The organism is Prescottella sp. GW823-FHT02E09 (assembly GCF_058797375.1).
The window spans coordinates 136,535-160,893 of sequence record NZ_JBXAJP010000005.1 but is presented as its reverse complement, the minus strand read 5'-3'; the positions used below and the strand labels follow the sequence as shown (position 1 = coordinate 160,893).

The 24,359-nt window shown below is 69.0% G+C and carries 25 protein-coding genes and 1 tRNA gene; 16 read left to right on the top strand and 10 right to left on the bottom strand.

Annotation, left to right across the window (positions count from 1 at the left end):
• Nucleotides 1-132: 132 nt before the first annotated feature.
• From AC1RIF_RS14295 to AC1RIF_RS14285, 3 genes are all read left to right on the top strand, one after another.
• The gene (locus AC1RIF_RS14295) at nucleotides 133-1,260 is read left to right on the top strand and encodes an NDMA-dependent alcohol dehydrogenase (RefSeq protein ID WP_492602028.1); all 1,128 of its coding nucleotides are present in this window, start codon (nucleotides 133-135) and stop codon (nucleotides 1,258-1,260) included.
• 34 nt (nucleotides 1,261-1,294) lie between these two features.
• Entirely contained in the window at nucleotides 1,295-2,113 is an 819-nt protein-coding gene (locus AC1RIF_RS14290; RefSeq protein WP_492602027.1) for a serine hydrolase domain-containing protein, read from the top strand.
• 154 nt (nucleotides 2,114-2,267) lie between these two features.
• Nucleotides 2,268-2,780, top strand: a complete 513-nt coding sequence (locus AC1RIF_RS14285; RefSeq protein ID WP_492602026.1) for a DUF3145 domain-containing protein — start codon at nucleotides 2,268-2,270, stop codon at nucleotides 2,778-2,780.
• Nucleotides 2,781-3,284: 504 nt separating this feature from the next.
• On the opposite strand, the gene AC1RIF_RS14280 is transcribed toward AC1RIF_RS14285, so the two are convergent.
• From AC1RIF_RS14280 to aceE, 6 genes are all read right to left on the bottom strand, one after another.
• Nucleotides 3,285-4,718, bottom strand: coding sequence for an acyl-CoA carboxylase subunit beta (locus tag AC1RIF_RS14280; RefSeq protein WP_492602025.1), 1,434 nt, complete (start codon nucleotides 4,716-4,718; stop codon nucleotides 3,285-3,287).
• Nucleotides 4,719-4,815: 97 nt separating this feature from the next.
• Nucleotides 4,816-6,063 carry a KasA/KasB family beta-ketoacyl-ACP synthase gene (locus tag AC1RIF_RS14275; RefSeq protein WP_492602024.1) on the bottom strand — a complete coding sequence of 416 codons (1,248 nt, stop codon included), beginning with the start codon at nucleotides 6,061-6,063 and terminating at the stop codon, nucleotides 4,816-4,818.
• Between the two features lie 7 nt (nucleotides 6,064-6,070).
• Nucleotides 6,071-6,382, bottom strand: coding sequence for a meromycolate extension acyl carrier protein AcpM (gene acpM, locus AC1RIF_RS14270; RefSeq protein ID WP_492602023.1), 312 nt, complete (start codon nucleotides 6,380-6,382; stop codon nucleotides 6,071-6,073).
• Nucleotides 6,383-6,474: 92 nt separating this feature from the next.
• The gene (locus tag AC1RIF_RS14265) at nucleotides 6,475-7,392 is read right to left on the bottom strand and encodes an ACP S-malonyltransferase (protein ID WP_492602022.1); all 918 of its coding nucleotides are present in this window, start codon (nucleotides 7,390-7,392) and stop codon (nucleotides 6,475-6,477) included.
• A gap of 127 nt (nucleotides 7,393-7,519) precedes the next feature.
• Complete coding sequence (locus tag AC1RIF_RS14260; protein WP_492602021.1) at nucleotides 7,520-8,881, bottom strand: PucR family transcriptional regulator; 1,362 nt, start codon at nucleotides 8,879-8,881, stop codon at nucleotides 7,520-7,522.
• A 98-nt stretch (nucleotides 8,882-8,979) separates the two neighbouring features.
• On the bottom strand, nucleotides 8,980-11,838 hold the full coding sequence (gene aceE / locus AC1RIF_RS14255) for a pyruvate dehydrogenase (acetyl-transferring), homodimeric type (RefSeq protein ID WP_492602020.1): 2,859 nt from the start codon (nucleotides 11,836-11,838) through the stop codon (nucleotides 8,980-8,982).
• Nucleotides 11,839-12,213: 375 nt separating this feature from the next.
• Between aceE and AC1RIF_RS14250 the strand changes: the two genes are divergently transcribed.
• The 3 genes from AC1RIF_RS14250 to AC1RIF_RS14240 all read left to right on the top strand — a co-directional run bounded on the left by AC1RIF_RS14250 (nucleotide 12,214) and on the right by AC1RIF_RS14240 (nucleotide 13,294).
• On the top strand, nucleotides 12,214-12,636 hold the full coding sequence (locus tag AC1RIF_RS14250; RefSeq protein ID WP_492602019.1) for a DUF3052 domain-containing protein: 423 nt from the start codon (nucleotides 12,214-12,216) through the stop codon (nucleotides 12,634-12,636).
• An 85-nt stretch (nucleotides 12,637-12,721) separates the two neighbouring features.
• Nucleotides 12,722-13,186 (top strand): peroxiredoxin, encoded by a 465-nt coding sequence (locus AC1RIF_RS14245; RefSeq protein WP_280758877.1) that lies wholly within the window; start codon nucleotides 12,722-12,724, stop codon nucleotides 13,184-13,186.
• Between the two features lie 33 nt (nucleotides 13,187-13,219).
• A tRNA-Val gene (locus AC1RIF_RS14240) sits at nucleotides 13,220-13,294 on the top strand.
• Nucleotides 13,295-13,467: 173 nt separating this feature from the next.
• Here the strand turns inward: AC1RIF_RS14240 and AC1RIF_RS14235 are convergent.
• Complete coding sequence (locus AC1RIF_RS14235) at nucleotides 13,468-13,944, bottom strand: Rv1352/Rv1906c domain-containing protein (RefSeq protein ID WP_492602018.1); 477 nt, start codon at nucleotides 13,942-13,944, stop codon at nucleotides 13,468-13,470.
• Between the two features lie 294 nt (nucleotides 13,945-14,238).
• Here AC1RIF_RS14235 and AC1RIF_RS14230 point away from each other — a divergent pair, with 294 nt between their 5' ends.
• The 8 genes from AC1RIF_RS14230 to AC1RIF_RS14195 all read left to right on the top strand — a co-directional run bounded on the left by AC1RIF_RS14230 (nucleotide 14,239) and on the right by AC1RIF_RS14195 (nucleotide 19,838).
• On the top strand, nucleotides 14,239-14,787 hold the full coding sequence (locus AC1RIF_RS14230; RefSeq protein ID WP_492602017.1) for a protein-tyrosine phosphatase family protein: 549 nt from the start codon (nucleotides 14,239-14,241) through the stop codon (nucleotides 14,785-14,787).
• A gap of 73 nt (nucleotides 14,788-14,860) precedes the next feature.
• Complete coding sequence (locus AC1RIF_RS14225; RefSeq protein WP_492602016.1) at nucleotides 14,861-15,457, top strand: DUF4178 domain-containing protein; 597 nt, start codon at nucleotides 14,861-14,863, stop codon at nucleotides 15,455-15,457.
• Nucleotides 15,454-15,957 carry a DUF2617 family protein gene (locus tag AC1RIF_RS14220; protein ID WP_492602015.1) on the top strand — a complete coding sequence of 168 codons (504 nt, stop codon included), beginning with the start codon at nucleotides 15,454-15,456 and terminating at the stop codon, nucleotides 15,955-15,957. Before AC1RIF_RS14225 ends, AC1RIF_RS14220 begins: the two co-directional genes overlap by 4 nt.
• Nucleotides 15,945-16,355 carry a DUF4247 domain-containing protein gene (locus AC1RIF_RS14215; protein ID WP_492602014.1) on the top strand — a complete coding sequence of 137 codons (411 nt, stop codon included), beginning with the start codon at nucleotides 15,945-15,947 and terminating at the stop codon, nucleotides 16,353-16,355. The genes AC1RIF_RS14220 and AC1RIF_RS14215 overlap by 13 nt, the downstream gene beginning before the upstream one ends.
• A gap of 32 nt (nucleotides 16,356-16,387) precedes the next feature.
• Nucleotides 16,388-16,858: a DUF350 domain-containing protein gene (locus tag AC1RIF_RS14210; RefSeq protein WP_492602013.1), complete on the top strand. Its 471-nt coding sequence runs from the start codon at nucleotides 16,388-16,390 to the stop codon at nucleotides 16,856-16,858.
• The gene (locus tag AC1RIF_RS14205) at nucleotides 16,855-18,426 is read left to right on the top strand and encodes a polyamine aminopropyltransferase (protein WP_492602012.1); all 1,572 of its coding nucleotides are present in this window, start codon (nucleotides 16,855-16,857) and stop codon (nucleotides 18,424-18,426) included. The genes AC1RIF_RS14210 and AC1RIF_RS14205 overlap by 4 nt, the downstream gene beginning before the upstream one ends.
• A 46-nt stretch (nucleotides 18,427-18,472) precedes the next feature.
• Entirely contained in the window at nucleotides 18,473-19,450 is a 978-nt protein-coding gene (locus tag AC1RIF_RS14200; protein ID WP_492602011.1) for a cobalamin biosynthesis protein, read from the top strand.
• Between the two features lie 88 nt (nucleotides 19,451-19,538).
• A complete protein-coding gene (locus tag AC1RIF_RS14195; RefSeq protein WP_492602010.1) occupies nucleotides 19,539-19,838 on the top strand; it encodes a putative quinol monooxygenase in 300 nt (99 codons plus the stop codon).
• A 114-nt stretch (nucleotides 19,839-19,952) separates the two neighbouring features.
• Here the strand turns inward: AC1RIF_RS14195 and AC1RIF_RS14190 are convergent, their stop codons facing one another.
• From AC1RIF_RS14190 to AC1RIF_RS14180, 3 genes are read right to left on the bottom strand one after another with little or no spacing between them, the layout of a single operon-like run.
• Complete coding sequence (locus AC1RIF_RS14190) at nucleotides 19,953-20,909, bottom strand: SURF1 family cytochrome oxidase biogenesis protein (RefSeq protein WP_492602009.1); 957 nt, start codon at nucleotides 20,907-20,909, stop codon at nucleotides 19,953-19,955.
• Between the two features lie 28 nt (nucleotides 20,910-20,937).
• Nucleotides 20,938-21,393, bottom strand: a complete 456-nt coding sequence (locus tag AC1RIF_RS14185; protein ID WP_492602008.1) for a low molecular weight protein-tyrosine-phosphatase — start codon at nucleotides 21,391-21,393, stop codon at nucleotides 20,938-20,940.
• A gap of 7 nt (nucleotides 21,394-21,400) precedes the next feature.
• Complete coding sequence (locus AC1RIF_RS14180) at nucleotides 21,401-22,045, bottom strand: HAD hydrolase-like protein (RefSeq protein WP_492602359.1); 645 nt, start codon at nucleotides 22,043-22,045, stop codon at nucleotides 21,401-21,403.
• Between the two features lie 131 nt (nucleotides 22,046-22,176).
• Between AC1RIF_RS14180 and cobC the strand changes: the two genes are divergently transcribed.
• Both cobC and AC1RIF_RS14170 read left to right on the top strand, forming a co-directional pair.
• The gene (gene cobC / locus AC1RIF_RS14175; protein WP_492602007.1) at nucleotides 22,177-23,223 is read left to right on the top strand and encodes an Rv2231c family histidinol phosphate aminotransferase CobC; all 1,047 of its coding nucleotides are present in this window, start codon (nucleotides 22,177-22,179) and stop codon (nucleotides 23,221-23,223) included.
• Nucleotides 23,220-24,353, top strand: coding sequence for a Nif3-like dinuclear metal center hexameric protein (locus AC1RIF_RS14170; RefSeq protein WP_492602006.1), 1,134 nt, complete (start codon nucleotides 23,220-23,222; stop codon nucleotides 24,351-24,353). The genes cobC and AC1RIF_RS14170 overlap by 4 nt, the downstream gene beginning before the upstream one ends.
• Nucleotides 24,354-24,359: the final 6 nt, after the last annotated feature.

The following is a 24,359-nucleotide window of genomic DNA, read 5'->3' as shown; positions in this document are numbered from 1 at the left end:
AGTGGCCGTGACCAGCGAAGTTCTCCCACTGAGTGGGCCGGTTTGCTACTCGACTCCTAGAACGTGTTCCAATTTGAAAGATTTGTGGCTATCGTCACAACAATCGGTAGTCAGGTACGGAAGGCGGTTGGAATGAAGACCAAGGGCGCGTTGCTGTGGGGCGTGAACGAGAAGTGGTCGGTCGAAGAGATCGAACTCGGTGACCCGGTCGCCGGCGAGGTGCAGATCCGCATGGAAGCCGCCGGTATGTGCCACTCCGACCACCACATCGTCACCGGCGCGACCCCGATGCCGTCCTACCCCGCGATGGGTGGCCACGAGGGCGCGGGTGTCATCACCAAGGTCGGCGAGGGCGTCACGGGCGTCGAGGTGGGCGATCACGTCGTCCTCTCGTTCATCCCGGCGTGTGGACGCTGTCCGTCCTGTTCCGAGGGTCATTCGAACCTGTGCGACCTCGGCATGGGGTTGCTGAGCGGTCAGGCCATCGCCGACGGCACCTACCGCATCCAGGCTCGCGGCGAGAACGTCATCCCGATGTGCCTGCTCGGCACGTTCGCGCCCTACATGACCGTGCACGAGTCTTCCGTCGTAAAGATCGAGAAGGACATCCCGTTCGAGCTCGCGGCCCTCGTCGGTTGTGGTGTCCCGACCGGTTGGGGCTCGGCGACGCACATCGCTGAGGTCAAGCCGGGTGAGTCGGTCGCCATCATCGGCGTGGGCGGCGTCGGCATGAGCGCGCTGCAGGGCGCCGTCGCGTCGGGTGCCCGCCACGTGTTCGCGATCGACCCGTCGCCCTTCAAGCGTGAGCAGGCGCTCAAGTTCGGTGCCACGCATGCCTTCCCGTCGATGGAAGAAGCGATCGCGCCGATCATGGAGATCACGTGGGGTCGCATGTGCCAGAAGACGATCATCACGGTCGGTGAGATGAAGGGCGAATACATCGATCCCGCCATGACGCTCACCGCGAAGAACGGCCGTTGCGTCGTCACCGCCATGGGCCACATGGCCGACATGGACGTCAGGCTCAACACGTTCCTGATGTCGATGCTGCAGAAGGATCTCAAGGGCAACATCTTCGGTGGCTGCAATGCCCGCGTCGACATCCCGAACCTGCTGAACCTGTACCGTGCAGGCCTGCTCAATCTCGAGGACATGGTGACCAACACCTACTCACTCGAGCAGGTCAACGAGGGCTACCAGGACATGCTCGACAACAAGAACATCCGCGGTGTCATCCGCTACACCGAGGCGGACTGGTGATTTTCTGATCCAGTGGCCCTCGTAGTCTGATCGGGTGCAGACTCTCGATCGGATCGGGCAATGGCCGGTGGACAACGCCTCGGCTGCCGTCGTCGACGGCAGCCGAGGCGTTGCGCATTTCGGTGACCAGGAGCGGGTGTATCCACTCGCATCCGTCACGAAGCTGCTGTGCGCGTACGCCGCCCTCGTGGCTGTCGAGGAGGGCGCGATCGACCTCGACCAGCCCGCCGGCCCGCCCGGCGCGACGGTGCGGCACCTGCTCGCGCACACGTCGGGTCTCGCCTTCGGTGAACGCAAGGTGCAGGCGGAGCCGGGCGCCAAGCGCATCTACTCGAGCGCTGGGTTCGAGGTGCTCGCGGACTTCGTCGAGGCCGAGTCCGGCATCGGGTTCGCCGACTACGTCGCCGAGGCGGTGTTCGCGCCGTTGGGCATGGTGAACTCCGCCCTCGTCGGCCCCGCCGGGCACGGGGGACAGGCGAGCACCGCCGACCTCGCGAGGTTCGCGGCCGAGCTGCTGCGCCCCACCCTGATCTCGCCGCAGACCCACGCCGAGGCCACCAGCGTGCAGTTCCCCGGACTGGCGGGCCTGCTGCCCGGCTACGGCCCGCAGCGCCCCAACGACTGGGGGCTCGGCCTCGAGATCCGGGACGCCAAGAGCCCGCACTGGACCGGCTCGGGCAACTCTCCGGCCACCTACGGGCACTTCGGCCAGTCCGGGACCTTCCTCTGGGTCGACCCGGCCGTCGACGCCGCGTGTGTCGTGCTCACGGATCGTGCCTTCGGGGACTGGGCCAAGCCGTTGTGGCCGACGCTGAGCGACGGTGTCGTCGCCGAGTTGCGTGCCCGTCGATAGATCAATTTACTGCTACCACTGGCGTAACAGTGGCATCACAGGGCACACTGGTCGTCGTTGTGTCGCGGCGTGAAGTCGCGATTGCGACACAACCGGCTCCGCTGGACCGAGGTCGTTGGGGAAGACGTCCCTCGTCGAAGCTGGAGGTGTTGCAGTGCGCTCGTTGAACCAGTTCGCGGATGCGACGACCGGAGTGATCTACGTCCACTCGTCGCCCGCCGCCGTCTGCCCACACGTCGAGTGGGCGCTCACCTCGATTCTCGATGCCCGCGCCAACCTGCGCTGGACAGCTCAGCCCGCTGTCGGCGGCACACTGCGAGCAACCTGCGACTGGGCCGGCCCCGTCGGGACCGGCTCGCGGCTCGCGGCGGCCCTGCGGGCCTGGCCCCTCCTGTACTTCGAGGTGACCGAGCATCCGAGTGACGGCGTGGACGGTGAACGATTCAGCCACGTACCGGGCCTCGGGCTGTGGCGGGGGTCGACGAGCGCGAACGGTGACGTCGTCGTCGGTGAGATGCGACTGCGGGCGCTGCTCGCGAAGGGGGCCGACGGTTTCGCGGCCGCCGTCGAGCACGCCCTCGGCACGCCGTGGGACGAGGTGCTCGAGCCGTACCGCAGCGGCGGAGAGGGTGCCGAGGTGACCTGGCTGCGCCGCGACGTCGGCTAGCAGAGGGCGAGCGCTCTTCCCTCCATTCCGCGAACGGCGTTGTACTGGAGTTTAATTCGCCGCCACTCGGTGAAGGTGCCGAGATGTCAACAACTGTCAGATCCCCGATTCGGGTGACGGGTGGGCGTTTGTCCCGATAGTGTCCCGTCTCGCGCGTGGTCGGAAGTGCGTGGAACGTCGCAGCCCGACTGTCGAGGTCTTGTCGGGTTGTCGACGTGCGACTCGACAGTTCGATGACTTCTCGAACATTTCGGAGGGGCGTGGAACGACCGAATTGCGTACAGTTTTCGCGGGGACGGCAGCGAGGGCAGCGGTGATGACGGGGGTCCAGCCTCGGCTCCAGGGGAAGGCTCGGAAGCTCCGGCGGCCCGGGCAGTTCCACCGGCAGTGCCGGCGGCAGCCTGTCGGGCAGCTTCGGCAGCTGATCTCCGGTCCTCAGGACGCGGCCACGCGAAAGCGAAGAGGCCCCGCAGATGCGGGGCCTCTTCGCTCAGCGTCGACGTGTCACAGCGGGATGTTCTTGTGCTGTCCACGGGCTGCCGGCGCCGCGGCGAGTGCCGCGGTGATGACGCTGCGCGTCTTGGCCGGATCGATCGTCTCGTCGACGACACCGATGGAGATCGCACGGCCGACGCCGCCGGCGATGGCCTCGTGTTCGGCGGCGAGGCGATCGTGCAGCGCCTCACGCTCTTCCTCCGGTGCGGCGGCCAGGGCGCGCTTGTGCAGGATGCCGACGGCAGCCTTGGCGCCCATGACCGCAACCTCGGACTCGGGCCACGCGTACACCGCGGTGGCACCGAGGGCACGCGAGTTCATCGCGATGTAGGCGCCGCCGTAGATCTTTCGGGTCACCAAGGTGACGCGGGGGACCGTGGCCTCGGCGAACGCGTGCAGCAGCTTCGCGCCGCGGCGCACGACACCTTCCCACTCCTGGCTGACGCCGGGCAGGTAGCCGGGGACGTCGACGATGACGACCAGAGGAATGCCGAAGGCGTTGCACAGGCGGACGAAGCGGGCCGACTTCTCGGCGCTCTCCGAGTTGAGGCACCCGCCCAGGCGCAGAGGGTTGTTCGCGATCACGCCGACCGTGCGGCCGCCGAGACGGCCGATGCCGGTGACGATGCTGCGTGCCCAATTGCCCTGCAGCTCTTCGAAGCTCGACTCGCCCTCGACGTTGTCGAGGAACTCGTGGACGATCGGACGCACGTCGTAGGCGCGCTTGGCCGACTCGGGCATGAGGGCCCTCAGGTCGGTGTCGCCGTGCTCGGCGGCAGCGAGATCGAACTCGCCCTGCTCGCAGAACATCGACACCAGACGACGGGCGCGGTGGTACGCGTCGTCCTCGTCGTTCGCGGCGATGTGTGCGACGCCGGATTTCTTGGTGTGTGTGTCGGGGCCGCCGAGCGTGGCCATGTCGACCTGCTCGCCGGTCACGCTCTTGACGACGTCGGGTCCGGTGACGAACACGCGGCCCTCGGGGGCCATGATCACGACGTCGGTGAGCGCGGGACCGTAGGCGGCGCCGCCGGCCGCGAAGCCCAGGACGACCGAGATCTGCGGGACGAGGCCCGACGCACGGACCATGGCCTCGAAGACCAGTCCGACGGCGTGCAGTGCCTCGACGCCCTCGGCCAGCCGTGCTCCGCCGGAATGCCACAGTCCGATGACGGGCGCCTTCTCGGCGATGGCGGTGTCGATGGCCGCAACGATGTGCTTGCAGCCCTCGATGCCCATGGCGCCGCCCATCACGGTGGCGTCGGAGCAGTAGGCGATGGTGCGAACGCCGTCGATCTCACCGGATGCGGCGAGCACTCCGGACTTGTCGCGGGTATGTAGTGGCACGACGGTACCGGCATCGAACAGCTTGGCGAGCCGCGCAAGCGGATCGCGCGGATCGGTTGATGCTTCGGTGTTCGTCGCGGGGGCCATGACGGTCATCGAGTCCTCCTTGAGCGAGCCCAAATGGGGCGAGGGTTCGGGGTGGGGACCCCGGGTGCGGGGTCCCCACCTGGCAGTCCAGCGAGTTCGGCTGGGGTCAAGCCCGGCCGAAGGCGAGCGCGACGTTGTGCCCACCGAAACCGAACGAGTTGTTGATCGCGAAATCGATGTCGCCGTATCGGGGTTCACCCTTCACGACGTCCAGGTCGATCTCTGGATCCTGATTGTCGAGATTGAGCGTGGGGGGAATGACGCCCTCACGCACACTCAGGACCGTGAGCACGGCCTCGAGGGCGCCGACGGCGCCGATCGAGTGGCCCAGTGCCGACTTGGGCGCATACACCGCAGGATGCGTGCCGACCGCCGCCTTGATGGCGATGCTCTCGGCGATGTCGCCGATCGGGGTCGCGGTCGCGTGTGCGTTGATGTGCTTGATGTCGGACTTGGTGAGACCTGCGGTCTCGATGGCCCGGGTCATGGCGCGTGCCGCACCCGTGCCTTCCGGATCGGGTGCAACGATGTGGAATCCGTCCGAGGTGATGCCGGCACCCAGCAGGCGGGCGTGAATCGTCGCCCCCCGTGCCTTCGCGTGCTCCTCCGTCTCGAGGATCATCATCGCGCCCGCTTCGCCGAAGACGAAACCGTCCCGGTCCTTGTCGAAGGGGCGGGAAGCCGCCTTCGGGTCGTCGTTGCGAGTGCTGAGCGCGCGCATCATTGCGAAGCTCGCGATCGGCACGGAGTCGATGTTGCCCTCGACTCCGCCCGCGACGACGATGTCCGCGTCGCCCATCGCGATCATGCGGAACGCATGCGCGATGGCCTCCGAGCCGGACGAGCACGCCGAGACCGGCGTGATGACACCGGCGCGCGCGCCGAGTTCCAGTCCGACGGTGGCCGAGGGTCCGTTCGGCATCACCATCTGAACCGCGAACGGGGACACCTTGCGGTATCCGCCTGCGCGCAGCTTGTCGACGGCGTCGACGAGTGCCTCGCCGCCGCCGAGCCCGGTGCCGATGACAACCCCGAGGCGATCCTTGTCGACCTCGGGGCTGCCGGCGTTCTGCCAGACCTGACGACCCAGTACGAGTGCGAGACGCTCGACGAAGCTCATCCGGCGGATCTCGACCCTGGACAGCGCGTCGTCGAACGGGACCTTCAACTGGCCACCGAAACGCACTGGTAGATCGAATTCCTCCACGAACGAGCCGTCGAGAACGTCGATGCCGCTCTCACCGGCCAGCAGGCCCTTCCACGTGCCATCCACATCTCCGGCGACCGACGTCGTAGCCGCAAGGCTGGTGACGACGATGTTGGGGAAACTCCCTCGGGTAGAAGCGGAAGTCACGGTTGGCTCACTCGTCGTCGTTCTTGGCGGCCTCGAGCTTGGCCTTGACGGTCTCCGCAGCCTCGCCGCCCTCGGCTTCGAGCTTCTGGATGTACGCGACGATGTCGCCGACGGTGCGCAGACCCGCGAGATCCTCGTCCGGAACCTTCACGCCGTACTTGTCCTCGGTCTGCACCGCGATCTCGACCATGGACAGCGAGTCGATGTCGAGGTCGTCGACGAAGGACTTGTCGATGGTCACCTCGGACGGCTCGATTCCGGTGACCTCCTCGATGATCTCAGCGAGGCCGGCGATGATTTCTTCCTGGTTGGTGGCCACTACGTGGCTCCCTTCTTCATTCGATGTGTCGTCTTCGGTGGTCCGGGTCGACAGGGGTCGACCCGGTGCGCGCATCGTGAGCGCGCAGCAAGCTAACCGACTTCGGTGAACTCGGTCAGTGCGGAGAGATCCCCGGGTTCCTTGAGCACCGCGTTCGGGGTGCCGCGCATCTCGCGCTTGGCGATCCCGATCAGGGTGCCTGCCGGGGGGAGTTCCGCGATCGCCGAGACCTGCGCGGTCCGCAAGCTCGCGGTACACAGGTCCCAGCGCACAGGTCGGGTCACCTGCGCGGCCAGCTTAGTCAGGGCATCGGCACCGGAGGTCACCGGCGCGCCGTCCGAGTTGGAGAGCAGTGTGCGTGACGGATCGTTGGGTGTGATCCGCGACGCGGCCTCGGCCACGGCGTCCTGAGCGGGCGCCATGAACCGGGTGTGGAACGCACCCGCCACCGGAAGTGCCCGCACACGGGTCTTCTCCGGCGGGTTCGCGGCGAGCTGCTCGAGCGCGTCGAGTCGCCCGGCCGCCACGATCTGACCCGCCGCATTGCGGTTGGCCGGTGTGAGATCGAGTTCCTCGAGCCGGGACAGGACGGCGTCCTCGTCCCCGCCGAGCACCGCCGACATTCCGGTGGGCTCCAACGCACACGCCTTCGCCATCTCGCGACCACGGATCGCGGCAAGCATCACCGCGTCGTCGGAGGAGAGCACGCCGGCGACCGCGGCCGCGGCGAGTTCGCCGACGGAGTGGCCGGCGGCGATGGTGTCGGAGGGGATCAGGCCGCGACGTTCGAGCTCCTCGTACGCGAGGAGCGCGGCAGCCACGACCAGCGGCTGGGTCACTGCGGTGTCCGTGATCTCGTCGGCCGAGGCGGTGGTGCCCAGGCGTACGAGATCGAGGCCGGAGGCCTTGGACCACAGAGCCATGCGATCGTGTGCGCCCGGCAGCTGCAGCCATGGGCTGAGCATGCCGGGGGTCTGAGAGCCCTGACCCGGGGCTAGCAACGAAATCACGCATTCAAGGGAACACCGTTGCGTCCGTCGGCGAGATGTTGTCGGGGATGAATCCTGGACACGTGTTTTGTAGGTTTCCTACAAAAAAGCACGTCGGGCGCCGCTATCGAAATCGGGCGCTCCCGTGTTACGTCCCGACATTCCGGAATGTGAATTTTGTGACTGATGTGTCAGAAGTCGATGTTTCGTGACGTGTTTGGGCAAGTCGGCCCACGGTAGTTGCGACTCGGAGCACATAGGCGTCCCTGGCATTCGTCGGATCTCGGCGGGTGACCTCGGCAATTCGCTTCAGGCGATAACGGACAGTATTTGGATGAACAAACAGCTGACGGGCACAAGCCTCTACGGCCCCACCGGAATCGAGGTACACGTCGAGCGTGTCGGAGAGTGACGAGCCGGCGGCCGACAACGGCTGGATCAAACGTTCGTTCAGGGCCGCGACGGCCGCGGAGTCGCCGAGCAGGGCGCGTTCGGGAAGGAGATCGGCTGCGAAGACGGGCCGCGGAGCACCACGCCACCCCGCGACGGCCTCCATGCCGGCCAGCGCCTCGACCGCACTGAAGTGTGCGGCCCCCAGACTCGGGGTGGTCGGTCCGATGACCACCGGGCCGTCCGAGAACTTCGCCATGAGATCGGTCATGAACTCCCGCGCCGCCTTGCTGCCGTGGAGCTCGCCGCTGACGACGAGGACGAGCCGGTCGCCCTGGATCACCGCGAGGGCGCCGCGCCCGTGGCGCTGCGCCGCGCTGTGCACCGTGCCGATCACCGACACGCCCACCTCCGGGGGCGGGGTCCCGACGATGACGGTCGCCGGCGCGGTGGCGTCCCAGTTCAGGGTCGCCGCCCGGGACTGCAGGTCCGCACCGGTGTCACCGCGCACGACGGCGTCGACGACCAGCGCCTCCAGTCGGGTGTCCCACGCGCCGCGGGACTCCGCCGCACTGGCGTAGACGGAGGCGGCCGCGAAGCCGAGCTCCCGCCCGTAGCGCAGGATCGACTCGGTGAGCGCGACGAGCTGGCGGTCGTTGCGGGCCAGCGCCGGGAGACGCTGTTCGAAGAACTCCATGGCCACTCGGACCATGTCGACGGTCTGCCGCAGCGTCAGTCGGCGGGCGAGGTCCTGCGGAATCACCTGGTACGCGTCGATGGTGAATCGGATGTCGCTGTCGGAGTCGGTGAGCCACTCGAGGAAGTTGACCACCGACTTCTGGACGATCATCTGGACGCTTGCACGCTGCTCGGCGTCGAGATCGGCGAAGAACGGCAGCTGGTCCTGCATCGAGGCGACCGCCTCGGTGGACAGCCGCCCGGAGAACTGCTTGACCCGGCGCAGCAGCGCATCGGGCAGTGAATCGCGAGTGGGCCGTCCGCCCGTCCCGGCGGCCGGTGGTCGGTAGCGGACGCGACGCGGCGAGTTCGGGGTCGGTGCCTCGCGCAGCGCGGGCGGCTCCGACGGGCTGTTCGACGTCTCGGGCTGGTCCTCGGCCATGAAAGGAACTTACGCCCGCCGCCTGCACAGCGTCTCCGGGACGCTGGTGCAGGCGGCGGGCGCGATCAGTTGTCGATCAGCATGCCGATCGGACGGACTCAGGCGACGCCGGGATCCGACGTCTGCTTCGGAGCGGCGAGCACGTCGTCGATCCGGTAGCGGGCAGCCGCCTCGGCGGCCTTGGAGCGGTCGATCTCACCGGACTTCGCCAGCGCCGAGAGCACCGCGACGGTGATCGACTCGGCATCGACGTTGAAGAAACGTCGAGCCGCCGGGCGGGTATCGGAGAAACCGAACCCGTCGGTGCCGAGCGTGGTGTACGAGCCGGGGACCCACTGACGGATCTGGTCCGGGACCGCACGCATCCAGTCCGACGCCGCCACGAACGGACCCTGCGCCTGGGACAGCGCCTTCGTGACATACGGCTCCGGCGCGTCGACACCCGGATTGCGCAGCGCCTCGCGTTCGCACTCGATGCCGTCGCGGCGCAGCTCGCCCCACGAGGTCACCGACCACACGTCGGCGGCCACGCCCCACTCGTCGGCGAGCATCTGCTGGGCGCGCAGACCGTCCGGCATCGTGACACCCGAGACCAGGATCTGGGCACGCGGACCGCTGTTCTCGGCCGGCTTGAACAGGTAGATGCCCTTGAGCAGGCCGTCGACGTCGAGGTTCTCCGGCTCGGCGGGCTGCTGGTACGGCTCGTTGTAGACGGTGAGGTAGTAGAAGATGTTCTCTCCACCGAATCCCTCGACACCGTCGGTGCCGCCGTACATCCGGCGCAGACCGTCCTTGACGATGTGTGCGATCTCGTACGAGAACGACGGGTCGTACGACACCGCGGCCGGGTTGGTGGAGGCCAGCAGCAGCGAGTGCCCGTCGGCGTGCTGCAGACCCTCACCGGTGAGCGTGGTCCGGCCGGCGGTGGCGCCGAGGACGAAGCCGCGGGCCATCTGGTCCGCCGCCGCCCACAGGCCGTCGCCGGTCCGCTGGAAGCCGAACATCGAGTAGAAGATGTACACCGGGATCATCGGCTCGCCGTGCGTGGCGTACGACGTGCCCACCGCGGTGAACGATGCCGTGGAGCCGGCCTCGTTGATGCCCTCGTGCAGGATCTGGCCGATCTCGCTCTCCTTGTAGGCGAGCATCAGTTCCGCGTCGACGGACGTGTACAGCTGTCCGTTGCGGTTGTAGATCTTCAGCGACGGGAACCACGAGTCCATGCCGAACGTGCGGGCCTCGTCGGGGATGATCGGCACGATCCGCTTGCCGATCTCCTTGTCCCGCAACAGTTCCTTGAGGATGCGCACGACCGCCATCGTGGTCGCGACCTCCTGCTTGCCGGAGCCCTTGCGGACGACGTCGTACGTCTTGTCCGCGGGCTGCGCCAGCGGCGGGGAGTCGGTGCGGCGGGACGGCAGGAAGCCACCGAGCGCCTTGCGTCGCTGCAGCATGTACTGGATCTCGGGGGCGTCCGTACCGGGGTGGTAGTACGGGGGCAGGTACGGATCCTTCTCGAGCTCCTCGTCGGAGATCGGGATGCGCTGGATGTCGCGGAACCGCTTGAGATCGTCGAGCGTCAGCTTCTTCATCTGGTGCGTGGCGTTGCGACCCTCGAAGTGCTTGCCGAGCGTGTAGCCCTTGATGGTGTGCGCCAGGATCACCGTCGGCTGGCCCTTGTGTGCCATCGCCGCCGCATACGCCGCGTGGATCTTGCGGTAGTCGTGGCCGCCGCGCTTGAGGTTCCAGATCTCCTGGTCGGTCAGGTTGTCGACCAGGGCCTTGGTACGCGGGTCGCGTCCGAAGAAGTGCTCGCGGACGAACGCGCCGTCGTTGGCCTTGTAGGTCTGGAAGTCGCCGTCGGGCGTCTCGTTCATCAGGTTGACGAGCGCGCCGTCCTTGTCGGCGTGCAGCAGCGAGTCCCACTCGCGGCCCCAGACGACCTTGATGACGTTCCAGCCGGCGCCGCGGAAGAACGACTCCAGCTCCTGGATGATCTTGCCGTTGCCGCGGACCGGGCCGTCGAGACGCTGCAGGTTGCAGTTGACGACGAACGTCAGGTTGTCGAGGCCCTCGGTGGCCGCGACGTGCGCGAGGCCGCGCGACTCCGGCTCGTCCATCTCGCCGTCGCCGAGGAACGCCCACACGTGCTGATCCGCGGTGTCCTTGATGCCGCGGTCGTGCAGGTAGTGGTTGAAGCGAGCCTGGTAGATGGCGTTCATCGGGCCGAGGCCCATCGACACCGTCGGGAACTCCCAGAAGTCGGGCAGCAGACGCGGATGCGGGTACGACGGCAGGCCGCCGCCGGACTGGGCGTGGCTGGCCTCCTGCCGGAAGCCGTCGAGCTGCTCGGCCGGGATGCGGCCCTCGAGGAACGCGCGGGCGTAGATGCCCGGCGAGGCGTGGCCCTGCACGAAGATGTGGTCGCCGCCGCCCGGGTGGTCCTTACCGCGGAAGAAGTGGTTGAAACCGACCTCGTACAGCGCGGCCGACGACGCGTACGTCGAGATGTGGCCACCGACGCCGACCCCGGGCCGCTGCGCGCGATGCACCATGATCGCGGCGTTCCAGCGGATCCACGCACGGTAGCGGCGCTCGACCTCTTCGTCGCCGGGGAACCACGGCTCGTTCTCGGTCGGGATGGTGTTGACGTAGTCGGTCGAGGTGAGTGCGGGAATCGCCACGTGCTTCTCGCCGGCGCGCTCGAGCATGCGCAGCATCAGGTAGCGGGCGCGGGCGGCTCCCGAACGGTCGAGCAGGCCGTCGAACGATTCGAGCCATTCGGTGGTCTCGTCCGGATCGATGTCCGGCAGGTAGGAAGCCACGCCTTCGCGGATGACGCGGACCCGGCCGTCTGTGCCGGGTTGCGCGTTCGCTGCGGGTGACGAGGCCGCTCCGGTGACGCCTGGTGTGTCGGCGTTCGGTTGAGACGCGGGCCCCTGGATCAGGTCTGACAAGGTGTGCTCCTCATTGTGGTGGGACGCGCGGTGTCGCGTCCGCTCCATCCGGACGGTCCTTGTTAGGACCGCCCGAGTTTCCATATGAATATGGCGCAGCCCTCATCTTTCACCATCCCGCGTGCGGAGGCACCCCCGCTCCTGGTGTGCGGGCACCGGCGCGTCGCGGGATACGGTAGGGGTCTGAATTCGTCCCGGCAGCCGTCGTCGACGCGGTGCCGATCACACTTTCTCGAGATTTTCGGGGACGTCGGCTTGCGCGAACGGCTTCGACCATGTTCGCTTTCACCTATTGATCGACACACGCTCGATCGTCACTGGAGTCGGTACGGCCCATTCGGGTCTGCCACCCACCGAACAGAGGAGGACACCACCGTGGTCGCCGCGGCGGACGCTCAGAACTACGCTCAGAAGCTTGGCATTACCCACGACATGGTGGTTCAGGAACTGGGCTGGGACGAGGACACCGACGACGACATTCGTTCGGCGGTGGAGGAGGCCATCGGTGGCGAGATGGTCGACGAGGATTCCGACGAGGTCATGGACGTCGTGCTGCTGTGGTGGCGCGACGGCGACGGTGACCTGGTCGACGCCCTGATGGACGCGATCGGACCGCTGTCCGACGAGGGCTTCGTGTGGGTACTCACCCCCAAGACCGGCCAGTCCGGGCATGTCGAACCCAGCGAGATCGCCGAGTCCGCGCCGACGGCGGGTCTGACCCAGACGTCGGCCGCGAACCTCGGGATGTGGAGCGGTAGCCGACTGGTGCAGCCGAAGGCTCGCGCCCCCAAGCGCTGATCGCGCCCACACCACATTCGGTTCATCCGTGCGGCGTACGTTTGTCGTGACGGATGCGCCGATGTACCCGATGTAAGGACCAGGCATGCCTCTCGAAGTGGGCGCCACTGCGCCCGATTTCACCCTCAAGGACCAGAACAACCAGGAAGTCACGCTGTCCGACTTCCGTGGCAAGAAGAACGTGCTGCTCGTGTTCTACCCGCTCGCGTTCACGGGTGTCTGCCAGGGCGAACTGTGCCGTGTGCGGGACGAGTTGCCGAAGTTCCAGAACGACGACGCCGAGATCCTCGCGATCTCGGTGGGCCCGTCGCCGACCCACAAGATCTGGGCCGCCGAGCAGGGCTACACCTTCCCGCTGCTGTCCGATTTCTGGCCACACGGCGCAGTCGCCGAGGCGTACGGGGTGTTCAACGACAAGCTCGGATTCGCCAACCGCGGCACGTTCGCGATCGACAAGGACGGCATCGTCCGCTTCGCGGAGATGAACGGCCCCGGCGAGCCCCGTGACCAGGCAGCTTGGGAGAAAGCGCTCACCGCGCTAAAGTCCTGAGGCGATTCCGGCGGAACTCCACCGCCGGAATTCGGGCGTGTAGCTCAGTGGTAGAGCTCTGGTTTTACACACCAGCGGTCGGGGGTTCGAAACCCTCCGCGCCCACCAGTGTCATTGCAGTAAGACGTCATTTCAGTAAGACCCGGTATCGGGTCGGAGTGGTCGACGCATCCGTAGATGAAACGCAGAACGCCCCACACAGGGCGGGGCGTTCCGGGGAGTTCGATCGGTCGGTCCACGGATCTCGACACGAAGGCGTCGTGGCCGGAAACCGACGTCGCTCAGGAGCCGAGCGAGCCCGTGCCCAGCGACCCGAAGTCGAGCGATCCACCCGAGGATCCGGCGTCGCCGGTGCCAGACTCGACGACGGGACGCCATCCGCGGCAGCCGGAGGTCTCGAACGCGTCGTCGTCCGGCGCGATCGTGACGGTGGTCGATCCGTAGGAAACCTTGCGTTCGATCGCGTTGATGCCGCCGAGAGGCAGTCTCTCGATGCGGGTCCACATGCAGGGAAGCGGGCTGCCCGGCCAGGCGCCGGCCGTGGTGTAGGTCCCCGGCTGGACATCGGTGCCGACGATGTAGATGCCGTCGGTCAGGATCCTCGTCGAGGTTGCGCCCAGAGATCCGGAGGAGCCGGCCTCGGCGGCCGATGCCACCCCGGCCCCGCCCGCCGCAATCGCGACGGTGGCCGCTGCGGCGACCGCTCCCGCAACCCAATTCGTCGGCTTGCGCACGGACATGACCGATCGATCAAGCATGTCGGAACCTCCCCCAAGTAGTTTCGCGCGCTCAGGCCGCGCGTCCGGGGGATCGTAGCCCGAACCGGACCACCGGGCCGCCGAAACGACGACCCCGGACCTCGAGAGATTTCGAGGTCGACGGGGCGGGCGCCGGTGTTCGACGCGGTGCCGATGGATAGCAGACGAAGCGGACGAGTCGGTCCCATGCGTACCGTGGAATCTGCTGGTTGCTGCTCGGTCCGACACGCATCGCGGTGAGCGGGAACCGGGCGATACTGGAATCTCTGGCCGCGAACCGAACGGACACCGAGCGTGAACGACGATTCCGTCGATCCCACCGCGATCGACATCGAGCTGGACCCGATGCGGCAGCATCTCGTCGGGATCACGGCGCACGGGCACCTGCCCTTCGACGTTCCGGTGATCAGCGAGATCGCCACGAACCTGTGGCAGGGAGGGTGCCGCGACGGATTGCTGTTGCCGGCGTTCGTCACCCACCTCGTGTCGCTGTACCCGTGGGAGCAGTACGAGATCGCGCACAACGTCGACTCGGAGGCCTACGTGCGGATGTACGACAGCGCCGAACAGGGTTTCGAACAGGTCGACGCCCTTGCGAACTGGGTGAACGCGTGCCGCAAGACGGGTCCGGTCCTCGTCCACTGTCAGGTGGGGCTCAACCGGTCGAGTCTGATCGCGGCTCGGGCCATGGTGCTGTCCGGCGAGGCGGACCCCGCCGGTGCGGTGGCGTTGCTGCGGGCGCGGCGGTCGCCGGCCTGCCTGTGCAACCCGTCGTTCGAGGCCTGGCTGCTCGGCGGTGAATCCAGCGGTCGCGGGCCGCGCGGTGACGGAGAGGAGCCGTGATCGGGCGAGGGCGGACCGACCGGTACCGCTCGGTAAAGTTGCGCTCGCACCGAAACGAACCGTGGGGAGATCCGTGCTGACCGTTGTCCTGATTGTCTTGCTGCTTCTGGTGGTCGTGGCGGGTGTCGTCGTGTTCTACCTCCGTACCCGCACGCCCTCGGGCCCGGCGAAGCGGGTCGACCCCCTCGCCGACTACCCGGAGGTCTACGACCCTCACAAGATCGGTGTCGGCGACATCATCACGTACGCGGGCATCGACCACGTCGTGCGCGGCACGATCGTCCTCGACGAGGAGGGCTACCAGTGGCGCGAGCACCTGCTCGACGGTTCGACCGGTCGTCGCTGGCTCACGGTCGAGGACGACGAGGGCGACCTCGAGATGACGTTGTGGATGCGGCGTGAGGGCACCGGCCTCGAACCCGGTGGTGACGTGATCCTCGACGATCGCGTCTACCGGAAGATCGAGTCCGGAACTGCTCGTTTCACCGCCGAGGGCACCACCGGCACGGCACCGTCCGGATCGATGGACTACGCCGACTACGAGACGGCCGACAAGACGGGCCTGCTCGCGTTCGAGCGCTGGGCGAGGACCGCGTCGTGGGAGGTGTCGACCGGTCGGGCCGTCACCCGCGGTGAGCTCACCGTGATCCACTCCGGTCCCGCGCAGTGAGCGTCCACTTACTCGACGTGCTCCCGACCGACGTCTCCGCCGATGCGCTCGGTCTCGTGCTGGATGCGCCGGCGCCGGAGACTCTCGTGGAGTTGCGACTGCGCGACGCGGACGCGGGGGAGTTGACGCTCGGCATTCTCGGTGCCTCACACGTCGTCACCGCCGTGTCCGCGAGTGCCACCCTGACCGAACAGGTCTCGTGCGACGCGATCCGGTCCGGCGGCAGCCGACTGCCTGCTCTCGAGGAGCGGCGGGGCTATCGGTTCACCTCGCGCACCGACCGCATCGGTGCCGACGAACTGCGGCGTCGGGCGGAGAGCCTGCGGGAACAGTCGGCACGCGACAACTGGTTGTGTGCGGCATTTCCCGGCGACGGTGACGCCCTCACGGTGCTGACCGGGCGCGCCGACTCGGGCGAGTGGCGCTGGCGCACCTGGCATCTGTACCCGGGCGCCGAGGTCGGCACGGTCGTCGAGACCGAGAGTCGGTGGCGTCCGTGAGGCGCGGCGCGGTCGGTGCGGTCCTCGCCGCCACGGTGCTGTTCACCGCGGGATGCGGTGGCAGCGTTCGCGATCACCTCGCCGACAAGTTCGAGAGCCGGGGCACGCAGGGCGACGTCACCACCTACTACTCACCGGACCCGGTGGGTACCACGGTGAACCGCATCATCGAGCACGACGACCCGGCGGCGCGGAAAGCCGACGGCAACAACGAATACCTGCGCTACAACGACGACATCGTCACCGTCGGCCCGGCCGCGGAAGGCGGCAGCAACATCGCGGTCGAGGACCTCGACGGGCGCTACCGCAGCGGGCACTTCGTCTACCTCGGTCCGGGATTCACACCGGGATCACCGGCAGCGGGCAACACCTCCGGCGGTTCCGGAGGTGCGAAATGACTTCCACCACACACCTATCGGGGAGCGCGAACATGACTGTCACGAACCTGGCCGCCGCGACCGAAATCGGCACCGTCGAGCTCCTGCCGATTGTCGGCGGCGTCCTCGCGACGCTCGCTTTCTTCGTCGTCGGAATCGGCGTGCTGGCGGCGGGATTCGCGATGCTCGACGCCCTCACCCCGGGCAATCTGCGCCACCAGGTGTACGTCGAGAAGAACCCCAACGCCGCCCTGCTGCTCGGTGCCAACCACCTCGCGCTGGCGGTCATCGTGGTCACCGCGATCCTCACCAGTTCCGACGGATTCGCGCAGGGACTGGTCGATTCGCTGGTGTACGGCGTCGTCGGCGTGGTGCTGCAGGCGGCCGCGCTGGCGATCATGAACGTGCTGCTGCCCGGGCGTCTCGTCGCTCTGGTGGCCGAGCCGCGCATGTGCGGTGCGGCGTGGGCGGTTGCGGTGACACTGTTCTCGGTGGGCCTGGTCAACGCCGCAGCTCTGTCGTGACCGCGACGGCGGACCCGGACCCGGAGTCGGTGGCGGTCGCCCCCGTGCTGGGCCGGCGTTCCCGGGTACTGCTGTTGGCGGCCGTCGCGGCCTGCGCGGCGTGCGGACTGGTGTACGAGCTCGCGCTGCTCACATTGTCGGCGAGCCTCACCGGCGGCGGCATCACCGAGACCTCGCTGATCGTGGCGGGTTTCGTGGCGGCGCTCGGACTCGGTGCCCTCGCCGCCAAGCCGCTACTGACCCGGGCCGCACCCGCCTTCGTGGCGGTCGAGGTGGTGCTCGGACTCGTCGGCGGTGTCAGTGCCGCCGCGCTGTACGTGGCGTTCACGTTCCTCGGTTCGTCGACGTGGGTGCTGGTGCTCGCGACCGCGGCGATCGGCATGCTCGTCGGCGCCGAGGTGCCGCTGCTCATGACGCTGCTGCAGACCGGGCGCCGCGGCGACGCCGCCGACACCGGCAAGGTCCTGGCCAACCTCAATGCGGCCGACTACGCGGGCGCACTGGTCGGCGGTCTGGCCTGGCCGTTCCTGCTGCTGCCGGCCGCGGGCCTGATCCGCGGGACCGCGCTGACCGGCATGGTGAACCTGGTCGCCGCCGCCGTCGCGGCTCTGTTCCTGCTGCGAGGGCACCTGCGACCGCTGGCGCGGGCCGTGTCGATGGTGGCGTTGCTCCTCGCTGCGGCACTACTCGCGACGCTGCTGGTGCGCGCGTCGGACATCGAGACCACGTCACGGCAGCGGCTCTACCCCGACCCGGTGGTGTACGCGCAGCGGTCGCAGTACCAGGAGATCGTCGTCACCGAACGGTCCGGGGACGTCCGGCTGTACCTCGACGGCGACCTGCAGTTCTCGAGCCGCGACGAACACCGATACACAGAGGCCCTCGTGTACCCGGCCCTCGCGCGGGACCCGGAGCGGGTCCTGATCCTCGGCGGCGGCGACGGGCTCGCGGCACGGGAGGTGCTGCGGCAGGACGGGATCCGTGAGGTCGTCCAGGTCGAGTTGGATCCAGCCGTTCTCGACCTCGGGAACACCCGGCTCCGGGACCTCAACGGCGGTGCGCTCGAGGACGAGCGGGTGACGGTCGTCGTCGCGGACGCGTTCCGCTGGCTGCGTGAACAGTCCGGGGACGGCTACGACGCGGTTATCGTCGACCTGCCCGACCCGGACACTCCGACGCTGGGGCGGCTGTACTCGACCGAGTTCTACGGGCTCGTATCGGCGGTGCTCGCTCCCGGTGGGCTGCTCGTCGTGCAGTCGGGCAGTCCGTACTCCACCCCGGATGCCTTCTGGCGCACGGTGTCCACCGTGGAATCGGTGGGCCTGGGTGTGACGCCGTATCACGTGCACGTGCCGAGTTTCGGCGACTGGGGATACGTCCTCGCGCAGGCGGGCCCCGCACCGCGGCTGGAACTGTCGCCGACCGCGGCGGCGCGCCGATTCCTGGACCCGGCGACGCTCGCGGCCGCGTCGGTGTTCTCGCTCGACCGGCAGCGCCGCGACCTCGAGCCGTCGACCCTCGACCGGCCGCGCATCGTCGACGACATGCGTCGCGGGTTCGAGCGCTGACGGTCGCGGTGATAGAACTACCGTCGTGTTTCGCAATCTCAGCCGGGTGACCACGGTTCGCCGTCCGCGCCCCAGCGCTCGCGCTGCCGGGCTTCTCCTCGGTTACGCCGCGGATCGCGTGTTCGCGGACCCGCAGCGGTGGCATCCGGTCGCGGGATTCGGTCTGGCTGCAATGGAATTGGAGAAGCGGACGTACGCCGACAGCCGACTGTCCGGGACCGCGCACACCGCGATCCTGGTCGGCGTCGCGGCCGCCAGCGGGGTGCTCGCGCAGCGCGTGGGCGCTACGTGCGGCTGGATCGGGGAGGCCGCGGTGACCGCGGCGGCGACGTGGACCGTGCTCGGCGGCACCTCACTCGCCGGCACGGGACGTGCGATGTCCCGGTACCTCGGATCCGGAGACCTGGACGCGGCGCGCGCGTTGCTGCCCTCGTTGTGCGGGCGCGATCCCAGCGTGCTCGACGCCGACGGGTTGGCCCGCGCGAGCCTCGAATCGGTCGCCGAGAACACGTCGGACGCGACCGTCGGAGCACTCTTCTGGGGTGCCGTGGCCGGGGTGCCGGGGCTACTGGCGTACCGCGCGTCGAACACACTCGACGCGATGATCGGCTACCGCTCGGCGAAGTACAACCGCTTCGGGTGGGCCGCCGCGCGTTGGGACGACGTCGTGAACCTGGCGCCCGCCCGTCTCACCGGCGCGCTCACCGTGGCCGCGGCGCCGCTCGTCGGGGGCTCCGCCCGCGGGGCGCTGGACGCGTGGCGGCGCGACGCCGCGAACCATCCGAGCCCCAACGCCGGCGTCGCCGAAGCATCCACGGCCGGCGCGCTCGGAATCCAGCTGGGTGGACGCACCGAGTACGCGCACGGCGTCGAGATGCGGCCCACCCTCGGCTCGGGTCGGGCTCCGGTCGTCGTCGACCTCGAGCGCGCGGCACGGCTGTCGTCGATCGTCCAGGCGGGCGCGGTCGTCACCTCCGCGGCCCTGGCCCTCGTCGTCGGGGGGCGTGGCGGCCGTCGCCGCTGAACGTCGGCCCGACACGAGTCGCGCGATGAGTTCCCGCGCCCGGCGGAGTCTGTCCTGCAGGACAGACAACGAACGGAGAGAACAAAGCATGATCATCGTCGCCGGGTATCTGAGGGTCCGGCCTGGAGACCGCGAGTCCTACCTCGACGCGTGCCGACAGGTGGTGATCGATGCGCGCGGCACGGACGGATGCCTCGACTTCGCACTCAGCCCCGATCCGGTCGAACCCGACCGGATCAACATCCTCGAACGGTGGCGGGACCGCGACATCCTCGCGGCCTTTCGTGGTGGCGGGTCCGGTGAGGATCTCGGTGCCCGGATCGTCGAGGCGCAGGTGGGCGAGTTCGACTGTGACACCGGCGCCGGGGGCACCGGCGAAAGGCCCTGACGTCGCGAGCCGCGACGGCGACCGGAATACCCGGGGCCCGGTGGCGTTGTGACATGAAGAAGCCGCCGATACCCGCGAGGGGCCGGCGGCTTCGTCGTGTCGGTTCGTCGACCGTCAGTGCCGCTTGCCGTAGCGGTCGGCCAGCTTGGCCTCACTCGCGGACAGCGGCGCGCTGGGGGTCGTCTCCTTCTTGCGCAGTCCGCGGCGGCGGGGCGGCAGCGAGAACTCGTCGACGGTCGGTTCGGGTGCGGCGGTCGGTGTCGCTGCGGCCGATGGTGTCGGGGGCGCGGGTTCGTCGGACGGTTCCGGCGTCGGCGGTGCCGCGACAGCCGCCTTGGACTTGCGTCGCTCGCGGAGTTCGGCGCGGACGAAGTAGGCCAGACCCAGCGGCGCCATGATGCCGAACGCGAGCCACTGCAGGCCGTACGACAGGTACGGTCCGGCGTCGAGCATCGGCAGCGGGATGGTGCCGAGCCCGCCCGGCTGGGCGTCGTCGAGCTGCAGGTAGCCGTTGATCAGGTCGGTGCCGATGAACTGCCCGATCTGGCCCGAGTCGATGAAGTACACCTGCCTGGTGCCCGCCTCGTCGATCGGCTCCTTGCCGGGAACCGTGCCCTCGGACATGCGGACGCGGCCCTCGACGGACACCTCGCCGGTGGGCGGTGCCGGGATGGGCGGCGCCTCGGTGCCCTGCACGGGGCGCACGTAGCCGCGGTTGACGAGCAGGTTGCCGCCGTCGCTCAGCCGCATCGGGGTGAGCACCTCGTACGCGGGCGCGTCCTCGACCGACCGGAGCCGGACCAGGATGTCGCTGTCGGGAACGTAGGTGCCCGTCGCGACGACCTTGCGCCACTCGTCGGCCGGAGCCGGGCCGGTGCCACCGAGCAGGGTGTCGATCGACACCGCGTCGGCGTTGATGGACTGTTCGAGCAGCCCGTTGCGTTCCTCGGTCCGGGTGTTCTTGCCGAGCTGCCACGGCGCCAACACCGCGAAGCACATGTACGCGAAGCCGACGACGACGGCTGCCAGCACCAGCCAACCGGGTCGCAATAGAAACTTGAGCCTGCCCACGGCCTCTACGGTACTGGTTCGGCGCAGGTCACCTCTCTCGCACCCAGGCCAGCAGCCCGGGGACCGCCGCCTCGATCTGGTCCCGGACGAGTTCGAAACCGGCCATGTCGCCGTAGTACGGATCGGGCACCGAACTACCGTCCGCGTCCGGGTCGAAGCTGCGCAGCAGTCGGCGTCGCTCGGCGGGCACCCCGAGGTGGGCGAGGGTGCGTTCGTGTCCGCGGTCGAGCGCGACCACCAGATCGGCGGCCAGATGGTCGTCCCCGACCTGCTCGGCGCGGTGACCGGTCGGATAGCCGGCATCGGTCAGCACCCGGTCGGTGCGCCGGTCGGCGCCGTCGCCGACGTGGTAACCGTGGGTGCCGGCACTGCTCACCCGCACCCGATCGTCCAGGCCGGCGCGCCGCACGTGTTCGGCGAAGATGCGCTCCGCCATGGGGGACCGACAGATGTTGCCGGTGCACACGAAGGTGACGTGAATCATGTCGGGTTCACCCGGCCCGCGTGAGGATCTGCTCGAGATGCGGGACGGTCGACGCCCGCCAGTGCGCGCCAGCCGCCTCGTCCTCATTGCCGTATCCCCACTCGACGAACACCGTCGGGATGCCCCAGTGCCCCGCACCGTGCACGTCGTGCTCGCGGTCACCGATCATGACGACGTCGGCCGTGCCGCCCATGGTCGCCGGCAGACCCAGCCCACCGAGGACGTGCTCGACGACGTCGGCCTTCGCGCGGCGGGACCCGTCACTGCTGGCGCCGCCGATCACCTCGAAGTAGTCGGCGAGGCCGAAGTGCTCGAGGATGCGAATCGCGAACTTCTCGGTCTTCGACGTCGCGACCGCGAGGCGGGCACCGGTGTCCCGGGCAGCCGACAGCATCGGCTCGATGCCGTCGTACACCTCGTTCTCCGACCAGCCGATCGCGTCGTACCGCTCGAAGTACGCGGCCAGCGCCGCCGCGGTGGTGTCTTCGTCGAGTCCCATCCCGCGCATCGAGTCCGTCAGCGGCGGGCCGATCACCGTCGCCAGCATGTCTGCGGTGGGCTCGGGGAGGCCGACCGCTGCGAGGGCATACCGGAAGCCGTTGTGGATGCCGAGCGCGGAGTCGGTGAGGGTGCCGTCGAGGTCGAACAGCATGACCGGGGCGATCGGTGTCGTGGGGGACGAGGCGAGGCCGGGCGAGGAAAGTGTCACGTCTCCATTGTGCTGCCGCGGCCACCGGACGCCCGGGCAGGTGCTGCACCTCACGGCCCGTAGGCTCGACGGCTATGGAATTCGGTTCGGGAACGGTGACGGACACCCTCGCGCGCCTGCGGCATCACGGCGACGCCGAGACCGGCCCCGGACTGCTCGACTTCGCCGTCAACGTGCAGGGAGACGGGCCACCGGAGTGGTTGCGGCGCAGACTCGCCGACGCGCTGGCCGGCCTCGGGAGGTACCCGGCCGCCGACGCCGACCGGCGCGCCCGCCAGCAGGTTGCGGCCCGGCACGGCCGGGCACCGGAGGAGGTGCTGCCGCTGGCCGGCGGCGCCGAGGGCTTCGCGATGCTGCCCCGTCTCGGGGTGCGCGAGGCCGCGCTGATCCATCCGTCGTTCACCGAGCCCGAACTGGCGTTGCGCGAGGCGGGGGTGCCGGTGACGCACGTGACGCTGGAGGCGCCGTACCGCCTCGATCCGACCGCGGTGCCGGACTCTGCCGACCTGGTGGTGCTCGGCAACCCCACCAATCCGACGTCGGTGCTGCACGCGGCCGACGACGTGCTGGCGCTGCGCCGGCCCGGCCGGATCCTCGTCGTCGACGAGGCGTTCATGGATGCCGTGCCGGGCGAGACCGAGTCGGTGGCCGGCCACTCGCTGCCCGACGTCCTGGTGCTGCGCAGCCTGACGAAGACGTGGGCGCTGGCCGGGCTGCGGTGCGGATACGCGCTGGGACATCCCGACGTGCTGGCGCGGCTGCGGCACGGGCGCGCGCACTGGCCGGTGGGCAGTCTGCAGCTCGAGGCGATCACCGCGTGCAGTGAACCGGCGGCCGTCGCGCAGACCGACGAGATGGCGCACAGGATCGCCGCCGACCGCGCGGTCATGGTCGACCTGCTGCGCGACGCCGGCGTGGACGTCCACGGGCCGGCGTCGGCGCCGTTCCTGCTGCTGCGACTTCCGGAGGGCGAGCGCATGCGGACCCGTCTGCGCGAGCGGGGGATCGCGGTCCGCCGCTGCGACACGTTCCCGGGCCTGGGTCCGGACTTCCTGCGCGTCGCGGTCCGGCCGCGCGCGCAGGCCGAGCAACTGATCGCGACGATGAGGGAGAACCTGTGAGAGCACCGACCCTGGCCGACGTGATCGCGGCCCTCGAATCCGCCTATCCGCCGGCCCTCGCCGAGTCGTGGGACTCGGTGGGGCTCGTGGCCGGCGACCCGGCCGACGAGGTCCGCGGGGTGGTCGTCGCCGTCGATGCGACCGCCGCGGTCGTGGACGAGGCGCTCGCGACCGGCGCGCAGTTGCTGCTGGTGCACCATCCGCTGCTGCTCCGCGGCGTGGACACCGTCGGCGCACACACCCCGAAGGGGGCGCTGCTGCACCGACTGATCCGCGGCGGCTGCGCGCTCTACAGCGCCCACACCAACGCCGATCGCGCCGACCCGGGCGTCTCCGACGCGCTCGCCGGTGCGCTGGGACTCGTCGCGACCCGCCCGCTGATCCCGATCCCCGACACGGTCACCGACAAGTGGGTGGTGATGGTGCCGACCACCGACACCGCCCGGGTCCGCGAGGCGCTGTTCACGGCCGGGGCCGGCGAACTCGGCGACTACCGGGAATGCAGTTGGACAGTGACCGGGGACGGCCAGTTCCGGCCGCTGCCCGGCGCGACCCCGGCACTCGGGGCGGTCGGCGAGGTCGAGGCGGTGCGCGAGGACCGCGTCGAGGTGATCGCGCCGCGCAGGTCGCGGGCCCGGATCCTGGCGGCGCTGCGGGCCGCGCATCCGTACGAGGAACCGGCGTTCGACGTGTTCGAGACCGCGGACTTCCCCGGCAGCCGGGGTCTGGGCCGCATCGGTGAGCTGCCCGAGCCGCAGACACTGCGGGAGTTCACCGCGCGGGTCGCGGCGGCACTGCCGCGCACCGAATGGGGTGTGCGCGCCGCCGGAGATCCCGACCGGATCGTGCGCACCGTCGCGGTGTGCGGCGGCTCGGGCGACTCGCTGCTCGACACCGTCACCGGTCTCGGCGCCGACGCCTACGTCACCGCGGACCTGCGGCACCATCCCGCCGACGAGCATCTGCGCCGGGGCGGGCCGGCGCTCGTGGACGTGGCGCACTGGGCCAGCGAACAACCGTGGTGCGCACAGGCGAAGGGCGTGCTCGACGAGCGGTTCGCGGGCGTCGACGGTTGGGACGTGCGGGTGACGGAACTGCGCACCGACCCGTGGACCGTCGCATGCCACTGACGGGTG

What these genes read in the sequence shown, in the direction of transcription:
- AC1RIF_RS14280 (WP_492602025.1), bottom strand. Translation starts at nt 4,718, where the DNA reads ATGACCGTCATGGCCCCCGCGACGAACACCGAAGCATCAACCGATCCG.
- AC1RIF_RS14235 (WP_492602018.1), bottom strand. Translation starts at nt 13,944, where the DNA reads ATGCTTGATCGATCGGTCATGTCCGTGCGCAAGCCGACGAATTGGGTT.
- AC1RIF_RS14260 (WP_492602021.1), bottom strand. Translation starts at nt 8,881, where the DNA reads ATGGCCGAGGACCAGCCCGAGACGTCGAACAGCCCGTCGGAGCCGCCC.
- AC1RIF_RS14185 (WP_492602008.1), bottom strand. Translation starts at nt 21,393, where the DNA reads ATGATTCACGTCACCTTCGTGTGCACCGGCAACATCTGTCGGTCCCCC.
- AC1RIF_RS14210 (WP_492602013.1), top strand. Translation starts at nt 16,388, where the DNA reads ATGACTGTCACGAACCTGGCCGCCGCGACCGAAATCGGCACCGTCGAG.
- AC1RIF_RS14195 (WP_492602010.1), top strand. Translation starts at nt 19,539, where the DNA reads ATGATCATCGTCGCCGGGTATCTGAGGGTCCGGCCTGGAGACCGCGAG.
- AC1RIF_RS14180 (WP_492602359.1), bottom strand. Translation starts at nt 22,045, where the DNA reads ATGCTGTTCGACCTCGACGGCACCCTCACCGACTCCGCGCTCGGCATC.
- cobC (WP_492602007.1), top strand. Translation starts at nt 22,177, where the DNA reads ATGGAATTCGGTTCGGGAACGGTGACGGACACCCTCGCGCGCCTGCGG.
- AC1RIF_RS14295 (WP_492602028.1), top strand. Translation starts at nt 133, where the DNA reads ATGAAGACCAAGGGCGCGTTGCTGTGGGGCGTGAACGAGAAGTGGTCG.
- AC1RIF_RS14245 (WP_280758877.1), top strand. Translation starts at nt 12,722, where the DNA reads ATGCCTCTCGAAGTGGGCGCCACTGCGCCCGATTTCACCCTCAAGGAC.